This window comes from Anaeromassilibacillus sp. An200, assembly GCF_002160025.1.
GTDB lineage: Bacteria > Bacillota > Clostridia > Oscillospirales > Acutalibacteraceae > Caccousia > Caccousia stercoris.
In genome coordinates, this window is record NZ_NFJU01000067.1 from 1 (window position 1) to 8,751 (window position 8,751).

At 54.3% G+C, this 8,751-nt stretch carries 8 protein-coding genes and 1 pseudogene; all 9 read left to right on the forward strand.

The features are described from left to right. A pseudogene (locus B5F35_RS16885) lies at nt 1-534 on the forward strand (ParB/RepB/Spo0J family partition protein); the annotation flags it as partial. 277 nt (nt 535-811) lie between these two features. Beyond that, nucleotides 812-5,041, forward strand: coding sequence for a SpaA isopeptide-forming pilin-related protein (locus tag B5F35_RS16890; protein WP_087242717.1), 4,230 nt, complete (start codon nt 812-814; stop codon nt 5,039-5,041). 192 nt (nt 5,042-5,233) lie between these two features. After that, complete coding sequence (locus B5F35_RS16895) at nt 5,234-5,476, forward strand: hypothetical protein (protein WP_087242719.1); 243 nt, start codon at nt 5,234-5,236, stop codon at nt 5,474-5,476. After that, nucleotides 5,469-5,705, forward strand: a complete 237-nt coding sequence (locus B5F35_RS16900) for a hypothetical protein (RefSeq protein ID WP_087242721.1) — start codon at nt 5,469-5,471, stop codon at nt 5,703-5,705. The genes B5F35_RS16895 and B5F35_RS16900 overlap by 8 nt, the downstream gene beginning before the upstream one ends. Before the next feature lie 2 nt (nt 5,706-5,707). Continuing rightward, nucleotides 5,708-6,331, forward strand: a complete 624-nt coding sequence (locus B5F35_RS16905) for a hypothetical protein (RefSeq protein ID WP_087242723.1) — start codon at nt 5,708-5,710, stop codon at nt 6,329-6,331. Continuing rightward, on the forward strand, nt 6,331-6,966 hold the full coding sequence (locus B5F35_RS19060) for a DUF7007 domain-containing protein (protein ID WP_206424068.1): 636 nt from the start codon (nt 6,331-6,333) through the stop codon (nt 6,964-6,966). The genes B5F35_RS16905 and B5F35_RS19060 overlap by 1 nt, the downstream gene beginning before the upstream one ends. Then, nucleotides 6,963-7,922 carry a hypothetical protein gene (locus tag B5F35_RS16915; protein ID WP_242969573.1) on the forward strand — a complete coding sequence of 320 codons (960 nt, stop codon included), beginning with the start codon at nt 6,963-6,965 and terminating at the stop codon, nt 7,920-7,922. Before B5F35_RS19060 ends, B5F35_RS16915 begins: the two co-directional genes overlap by 4 nt. Beyond that, the gene (locus B5F35_RS16920) at nt 7,919-8,464 is read left to right on the forward strand and encodes a hypothetical protein (RefSeq protein ID WP_087242727.1); all 546 of its coding nucleotides are present in this window, start codon (nt 7,919-7,921) and stop codon (nt 8,462-8,464) included. The genes B5F35_RS16915 and B5F35_RS16920 overlap by 4 nt, the downstream gene beginning before the upstream one ends. Before the next feature lie 10 nt (nt 8,465-8,474). Next, nucleotides 8,475-8,751 (forward strand): hypothetical protein (locus tag B5F35_RS16925; RefSeq protein WP_087242731.1); only part of this gene is annotated, 277 nt, incomplete at its 3' end.

Genomic DNA, 8,751 nt, shown 5'->3' on the forward strand with positions numbered 1-8,751 from the left:
CAGGGACAGCGGACGGATTTAACTTCCGACCCAGTGGGTTGGAAGTTAAGCGGAAAGGAATCTGCAAGTATTGTCGGTAAAGAAGGCGGTGATAGTCAAACACAGGTGCGAAGATATATCCGCCTTACCCACCTTATCCCGGAAATTCTGGAACTGGTAGATAACTCGGTGCTTAAAGACCAGGAAATGCTCCAGATTGCCATGCGCCCTGCGGTGGAGCTGTCTTACCTGCGAAAAGAAGAACAGGCCGACTTGTTCGCTATCATGGACGAGATGGACTGCACCCCGTCCCACGCCCAGGCCATCAAAATGCGCCAGATGTCCGAAGCCAAGACTGGCGATGAAAGGCTGGCCAAAGACGCCCTTGTTTCCATTATGAAGGAGGAAAAGCCCAATCAAAAAGAACAGTTCAAAATCCCAAAAGAAAAAATCAGCCGTTTTTTTGCGCCGGGGACGCCCACGCAGAAGATCGAGGACACCATTGTTAAGGCGCTGGAACTCTACCGCAAGCGCCAACGCAGTTTAGAGAGATAACCTTACTGCCAAGGGAGCAGTGCGCCCATTTGCAGGGAACCGGTGTTTTCGCTGTTCCCCCTCTCCACACCTTACCCCCTCATACCACCTAAACAGCCTAAAAAAGAAGATATTTGGGGAGGCTGGTTCTTTCAAGAACCCACAGGGTTATGGATAGAACGGATAAGGCGGAGAACGATTGGCGCGCCTCTCTTTTTTAGAACGTAAACAGAATCCAGCCGCAAGCAGCACATCCAGAGCGATGTGCTGCTTGCGGCCATTTCAAGGAGGTAACACGATGAAAGCATTGAGAAAGCCTCTGTCTCTGTTCATGGCCCTGCTCATGTGCCTGGGCGTGTTCGTAGGGACAGGAACCACGGCTTTTGCCGCAGGCGAAACCATGACGACGTATATGATCGACCTGCCCCGTGCCAGCGACCCCAACAAGGCCGGATGGGGCCATCCCGCCCTGAATTTCCTGGGTGGCTGGTCCACCGGAGAGAACGACAGCTTTTCCGTCCACACCCAGGACGCATTCAATGGCAGGGCCATCTACTGTATTGAGCCGGGCGTCGGTGTGAATACCGGCGACCAGTACACCGGGCGCGGTGAGGATTTCTGGGATAACTATCCGTCCAACTTAAACCCCACCATCCCGCCGGATACCATCAAGGAATATATCGGGCGGATCATGACCTATGGCTGGCAGGGCAACGCCGATACTTCGTGGAACAGCAACAATCCCGATGATGCCAATGAGATGGCGGGCTATATCGCTACCCAGCTTCTTGTTTGGGAAACTGTCGTGGGTGAGCGCGACAGCCAGTTTAACCATGTGGACGCCAATGCCCAGGGCAAAAACAACGTGACGGAATATATCAGCGCCGACCATCCGCTGTACAGCGAGATTTTCAGCCAGTATTCCGCCATTGAGAGCGCGGTCAAGCGCCACACTATGCTTCCCAGCTTTTTCAGCAGCACCGCCGACGCCGGGGCCTATGAGCTGAAATGGGACGGCCAGCAGTATTCCCTCACTCTCACGGATACCAACGGTGTGCTGAGTGACTACACCTTCTCCAGCAGCACCACAGGGCTGAATTTCTCCGTGGACGGCAACCAGCTCACCATCACTTCCGCCCAGGCCATCAAAGGCTCTGTGACCATTAAGGCGGAAAAAGTGACTGCCCAGCGCAGCGGTGTTGTGGTTTGGACAGACGGCGTTACTGGCGGCGGCAAGCAGGACTTTGCCACCTACGGGGAAACCGTTTCCGACCAGATGGTAGGCTATCTGAATCTGGAAGTGAAAACCGGCAATATGAAGCTGATTAAGACTTCCGAGGATGGACAGGTAGCCGGAATCAACTTCACCATCACCGGCGAGGGGTACAGCGCCACCAAGACCACCAATGAGGCGGGCGAGATTGACATCTCCGACCTCAATCCCGGCGTTTATACCGTAACCGAGCAGTCGATTGATAAGTACGAACCCCAGGAAACCCAGCGCGTGACCATCGTCAGCGGCCAGACTGCTACCGTGAATTTCAACAACGCCCTCAAGCGCGGCAGCCTGGAAGTGACGAAAACCAGCGAGGACGGGCTGGTGGAGGGCATGACCTTCCATCTGTACGGCACGTCCCTCTCCGGGCAGCCGGTGGATGAATATGCTGTGACGGACTCCAGCGGTGTGGCACGCTTTGAAAACGTGCTCATCGGCACGGGCTATGTACTGGAGGAGGTGGATACCCCTATCCGTTATGTGGTGCCGGATTCCCAGACAGCTACCATCGAGTGGAATGAAGTTACCCACAAGAGCGTGAACAACGTGCTGAAGAAGTTCCGCGTCACTGTCACTAAGAGCGATGTGGAAACGGGCGCGCCCCAGGGCGACGGTTCCCTGGCCGGCGCTGTGTATGGGCTGTATAAGGGAGACACCCTTATCGACAGCTATACCACCGATGAGAACGGTCAGTTTACCACGGATTATTATATCTGTGATTCCGACTGGACGATTCGTGAAATCAACCCCAGCGAGGGGTATCTGCTGGATTCCACTATTCACAAGGTAGGTGCGGAGCCGGAACTGTATGAGATCGAGCTGAACGACACCGCCAATGATGTGACCGAGCAGGTTATCAAAGGCGACATCGCCATCATCAAGCATACCGACAACGGAGAAACCCAGATCGAAACCCCGGAAACCGGTGCAGAGTTCCAGATTTATCTCAAGGCGGCAGGCAGCTATGACGCTGCAAAGGAATCTGAGCGCGATGTTCTCACCTGTGACGAGAATGGCTTTGCACAGTCCAAAAAGCTGCCCTATGGAACCTATATTGTCCACCAGACGAAAGGCTGGGAAGGACGAGAGCTGATGGACGATTTTGAAGTGTATATCGCTCAGGACGGCCAGATCTATCGCTATCTCATCAACAACGCCAATTTTGAGAGCTTCATCAAGGTGGTCAAGGTGGATGCGGAAACTGGTGTTACCATCCCCTATGCAGGAGCCGGGTTCCAGATTTATCGTCCCGATGGCAGCAAGGTGGAAATGACCTTCACCTATCCTACCCCCACAACCATCGACACGTTCTATACCAATGCTGAAGGATATTTGGTAACACCCGAAAAGCTGGAGTATGGCTCCGGGTACTCTTTGGTAGAGGTACAGGCTCCCTATGGTTATGTGCTGGACAGCACACCGGTGTACTTTGATGTGACCGAGGACGCTTCCAGCGAGGAAGGCGGCGTGACGGTCATTGAAGTCACTAAGCCCAATATGGCACAGAAAGGCGTCATCAAGGTCAGCAAAACCGGCGAGGTGTTCTCCACCGTCACAGAATCCAACGGAGTATATCAGCCGGTGTATGACGTAACCGGCCTGTCTGGTGCGGTGTTTGAAATCACGGCGCTGGAGGATGTTTACACGCTGGATGGTACGCTGCGTTATTCTGCGGGCGAGGTGGTGGACACCATTACCACCGGTGAGGATGGCACAGCCCAGAGCCAGCCTCTCTATCTGGGCAAGTTCCAGGTGAAGGAAATCGAGTTCCCCCACGGCATGGTGGATACCGGTGAGAATGTCACCAATGTTGAGCTGGTGTATGCAGGCCAGGAGGTAGAGATCACCGAAACTTCCGCCAGCTTCTACAACCAGCGCCAGAAAGTACAGGTCACTCTGAATAAGCTGCTGGAGCAGGATGAAGCCTTCGGCATCGGTATGAATGGCGAGATTTCCGCCGTCACCTTTGGCCTGTATGCTCAGAAGGATATTACCGCAGCGGATGGTTCCGTAATTCCGGCAGATGGGCTTCTGGAAATCATTTCGGTGAATGAGAACGGTCAGGCTGTCTGTGCTACCGACCTGCCCTTCGGCAGCTTCTATCTGAAGGAACTGTCCACGGACAGCCATTATCTGCTGAACGGCGAAACCTTCCCGTTCAACTTTGAATACGGCGGGCCGTCCGTTGCTGTGGTGGAGATTGCCGCCAATAACGGCGAGGCCATCACCAACGAGCTGATTCGCGGTGAAATCCACGGCCTCAAAACAGACGAGAATGGCGCTGGCCTGGGTGGGGCTGTGATTGGCCTCTTTAGGAGTGATGAAACCGAGTTTACGGCAGAAAATGCCCTTGCCACCGCCACCTCTGCGGACGACGGCAGCTTCTCCTTTACCGATGTGCCGTATGGAAATTGGGTGCTAAAAGAGCTGGAAAGCCCGGAGGGATTCGTCCTCTCCGATGAGGTTATTTCCGTTACCATCGAGGAAGATGGGCAGGTTGTGGAAATCTCCTTTGCCAACGAGCGCGTTTATGGCGACCTGCGCCTTACCAAAGTGGATAAGGATTACCCGGACAACAAGCTGACCGGTGCCGAGTTTGAGGTGTACCGTGATACCAATGGTAACAAGGAACTGGACGAGGGCGACGAGCTGCTGGGCAAGCTGGAAGAAACCAGCACCGGTATCTATGAGATGTCCCATATCCTCTACGGCGGTGTGTTCGTGAAGGAAACCAAAGCGCCGGAGGGCTACCTGTTGGATGAAAACGCCTACTATGTGGAGATTGTCGAGAACGGCAAAATTTACGAAGTGGAAAATGAAGCTGGAAAGGGCTTTGTCAATGCGGCACAGACCGGCTCCCTGCGGATCGAAAAGACATCCAGCGACGGCAAGGTGGAAGGGTTCTCCTTCCGCGTGACGGGTGCCAATGGTTATGACCAGACATTCAAGACCGACAGCACCGGCAAGATTGAGATCACCGGACTGCGCGTGGGCGATTACACCGTATCGGAGGTATCGGACAATGCCAGTGCCAACTATGTGCTGCCTGCTGATAAGACGGTGACGATCTTTGCGGATAAGACCACCGTTGCACAGATGCACAACGAACTGCGCGACACCCCGAAAACCGGTGATGAGAGCAAACCGTGGCTGTGGATGACCCTGATGGGCGTATCTGCCGCCGGAGCCGCTGTTCTGGGGATTGCGGCCTATGTGAGCAAGCGCCGGAAGGACGAAGAATCCGCTGAATAATACAGCGGTCAAAATTTGTGACAGGAGGAATTGACTATGGAATTGAAAACCATCATTGCGGTAGGATTGGTACTCTTTATTCTCGGCGGCCTGATCTTTCTCAAGATCAAAAGCCGGAAGAAGTAATCCAGCGGGGGCGGCTTTGAGGGGCCGCCCCTTTACATATCCCAAAAAGAAAGGAGCGTGATTGCGATGAGAGAACGATTTGAACAACGGTTATTCCGTATCTTTGCCCAGGCGGGATATTCGCCGGTGCAGCTTCTAACGATCACCCCGGAAGAAATGGTGGAGATTCCCGGTATCACCGTCCCCAATATCCGGGCGGTGCTTTGTGTTCAGAACAAAGTGCTTGCGGATCGGAATAAAGTCCGCAGCGGCAGACTGGTGGAGGAATTGCTGAAAGAAGCCGAAGAAAGCAGGTGTTTCCATGAATGAACTGCACCTGCTGGACATACTGGCGGCCCGGCATGGCTGTTTCATCTCCGACTTAAATCTTTCGCCTATCCTGCGGCGGGCGGCCCTTTTGGACCTGTGCCGGATGGATGAGAACAGCTATCCGTTGTCTCAATGGCAGGACGCGGTGCGCTACCTTACCGGGGATGAACGGGATTTTGCCAGTGTAAAGGAAATCAAAGCATTTATCAAACAGGATATGGAGGCGTAGGGATGAACGATGATTCCACAGAAAAACGCATGGCTGGTGATTATGAGGTTATCCAAGCGGTGCATATAGGCGACCGCGAGGTTGTCCTGGGGGAAAATCCACAGGATGAAACCGGCATGAAGTATATGTGCGCCTTTTGCCAGCAGAACGCTTTGTTTGCAGAATACAGCGAAGTGATGGCCAGTGATGATTTCCCGGAGATTGTGGAGTTGTTTGGCCAGCGGATTGCCGAGCAAGCGCAGAAAACCCACATAGAGCTGAACAAGCCCCGCATACAGGGCATAGACGACCGCCCCATCACGGCGGAAGGCTGTATCCCCATCTCCCATGAAGATGATCTCCACGGGAAAATCGTGGTGATAAAGCCGGATGTGCTGCGCCGGGAATACCGCAGGGCCACTCGCCAGCTCAAACTCTGTATGGGAGGTTTTGGGGCTTCTCCACACAGTCGAGGATCAGCCTGTTATTGCGTTGACCTTTATACCGGCAAAGAGAGCCGATATGAGCGCATGGACGTGCTGGGCATGATACAGCCGGAGAACCTTCCCGGCTGGGCGAAGCATGGCCTTACTGCGATTCAGCAGGAACAGGCCAAAAAGAAAACCACGAAGGAGCGTGAACGATAATGGATTACAGAGAAAACGCCGGATATATCATTACGGATTCCTGTCATGTGGGCGACAGCGAGTTTGTCTTGGGCGTTCATTTGACAGCGCCCCAGCAGTTTGTCACCTGGAAATGCACAGACCGGAAGGACTATTATTGGGGCCACTATTTCAGCGACCTGTTTTCTGCGCAGAAGGATTTGGTGGCGCGGGCGCAGGAGGAGGTGCAGTGCCTGGAGGAACAGCGGCAAAACACCATTGCGCCGGAGGCTCCGCCCTATTCCCCATGGGGCAAAGTCCAGGAGTGCGAAACGCTCTGCCCTGGCGTTTATTCCGTTTCTACCCCAGGGCATGGCGGCATTATGGTGCGCCGGGAGCTGGCGGAAAAGGTATTCCGAAAAGAAGCGATGGGCTGCGGCTTTATAGAGGGCGGCTATCTCTGCTTTGAGGAGGACTGCGACGCGCAGGTGGCTCTCCGGGAGTTGATGGATAAAAAGATGTTCCAAGTTCCGGTGAACGAGCACTTTGGTCCCGGAGTATATGAGGATGTTATCAATAGTAGTGTACAAATTCACCATCCCGAATATTGGCAGGCACGGGAAAAGGCCATATCGGAGCAAAACCGACAAGCGAAAAAGAAAGGACGTGAGCGATGATGGAGCTGAAAATTACCAGCATGACCCCGGCGGATCGCTTGTATGCGTACAACCAGAGCAGCCAGCTTGAAGGGCAAACCGGCTGTATCGGCCATCTGCGCGGAGATTTTGGCAGCGGCCAAGAGTTTTACACTTCCTGGTTCGACCACCGAGGTGAATACAAGACAGATGAATTTAAGGCGGAGCTTGATGAGGTGGTCAATGCTCTGCGGGAGAAGGACGGGCTGCTCTACACCCGTGGCAGCATGACCAGGTTTTGCAATATGCGCCTGGAGGCTGAGTTTGAGGGAAACTACTGCGCTGAGTACGGTTTTAAGGTGCAGACGCCCCAGCACACCTATATGCTCCGGTGCAACCCCAATTATGGAGACTATAACTTTTACCTCTACGCCTACGTTGCCCGGTTCCTGGAACACCACATGGAAAAGGCTAAACAGGGCATCCGGTTTATCACGCCCGGCTACAAGGAGCTGTTCCGTATCCCCGATGGCGACCACATCCGCATTTTCACGGGCGGCGGAGAAACCCGCGACCGCACCTGCCGGTTCATCGACGAAACCCATTTTGAAACCAGCGGAGGGTATTCCAGCGCCCTGTATCATATCTGCGAATTTGCGGAGCGATTGGAGCAAACTCACGGGAGCGTGATCCCGCTGCGTTCTTCTCTGCCGGTGCAGTGTTTCAGCGTACTTCCCTCATCCGGGGAGCTGATTCTTCTGACCAGAGGCGAAAAAGGATACAGCCCGTGCTATGATTTTTCAACACCCGACGCCCAACAGAACCGAGAGTTTGCAGATGACCGCAATGTGAAGAACGGTGTTACCAAGGCGCAGGAGGCCGCCATGCTTGCCGGCTCCATGTTTGGCTGGCAGACCCCCGCCGCCGATCCCAGAAACTATGACAGGCAGGGGCAGCCCATCAAGCCCAGGCAGAAAGACCGGGGTGAAGCCCGATGAAGGAGGAAAGACACGTTATCTGGAGCAATTATGGTCTTGACTATGAGGATTGGAGGGATGACCTGGAGGCGGACTACCCGGATTTATCCGAAGATGAGCGCATTTCCCTGATGTATGAAATCAATGGGGATTACCTGGATGATGAACGCGCCAACCTCACGGTGCAGCTCTCCCAGCCGATTTTAGTCGTAGGCGACCTGGGCCTGTGGAATGGGCGGCGTATGGGATATAAGGAAATCCCCAGCGGCAATATCCGGGACTGCCTGTATTCCGACACAGATTATTCCACCTGGTATGTGGACCGGCTGGGCGACCTGCGGTGCGACGCCATCCACCACGATGGCACAAACCACTATCTCTACCGTGTGTACAAGGACAGCGCCAGCCCTTCCCAAATTGAACTGCTGAAAGAAAAACTATATCGCGGCACTGCTACCCGCGCCGATATTACGAGAGTGACCCGCAGGCTGGGCGATGACATCGCCAAAGTCTACGGGTTTTCCATTCCCCGGCAGCGGCAGGCCGCAGCCATGGAAAGATGAGGTGATGAAAATGGCGTCTTTACCGCCCGTTATGCTGGACACGCATGAGGATTGGTTCAACTTGCTGATGACGGTTCTCCATCAGCAGGCGGAACAGAACCCCTATGAAGAATACCGGGAGATGGCCCAAAAGCTGATCGACCAGTTTATGCGCTATGGGAGGCCCTTTGTTGACAGCGACCATGCGCCCTGCGTGGCGCTTCGGATGTACCCGAAGGAGGCCGGAAATACCATCTGGCTGTTGCTGCTCTCCCTGTGCAATTATTATGACCCGGATAAGGATTACA

Bases quoted from the DNA above. Each gene is read 5' to 3' on its own strand.
- B5F35_RS16915 (WP_242969573.1), top strand. From the start codon at position 6,963: ATGATGGAGCTGAAAATTACCAGCATGACCCCGGCGGATCGCTTGTAT.
- B5F35_RS16900 (WP_087242721.1), top strand. From the start codon at position 5,469: ATGAATGAACTGCACCTGCTGGACATACTGGCGGCCCGGCATGGCTGT.
- B5F35_RS16890 (WP_087242717.1), top strand. From the start codon at position 812: ATGAAAGCATTGAGAAAGCCTCTGTCTCTGTTCATGGCCCTGCTCATG.
- B5F35_RS19060 (WP_206424068.1), top strand. From the start codon at position 6,331: ATGGATTACAGAGAAAACGCCGGATATATCATTACGGATTCCTGTCAT.
- B5F35_RS16895 (WP_087242719.1), top strand. From the start codon at position 5,234: ATGAGAGAACGATTTGAACAACGGTTATTCCGTATCTTTGCCCAGGCG.
- B5F35_RS16920 (WP_087242727.1), top strand. From the start codon at position 7,919: ATGAAGGAGGAAAGACACGTTATCTGGAGCAATTATGGTCTTGACTAT.
- B5F35_RS16905 (WP_087242723.1), top strand. From the start codon at position 5,708: ATGAACGATGATTCCACAGAAAAACGCATGGCTGGTGATTATGAGGTT.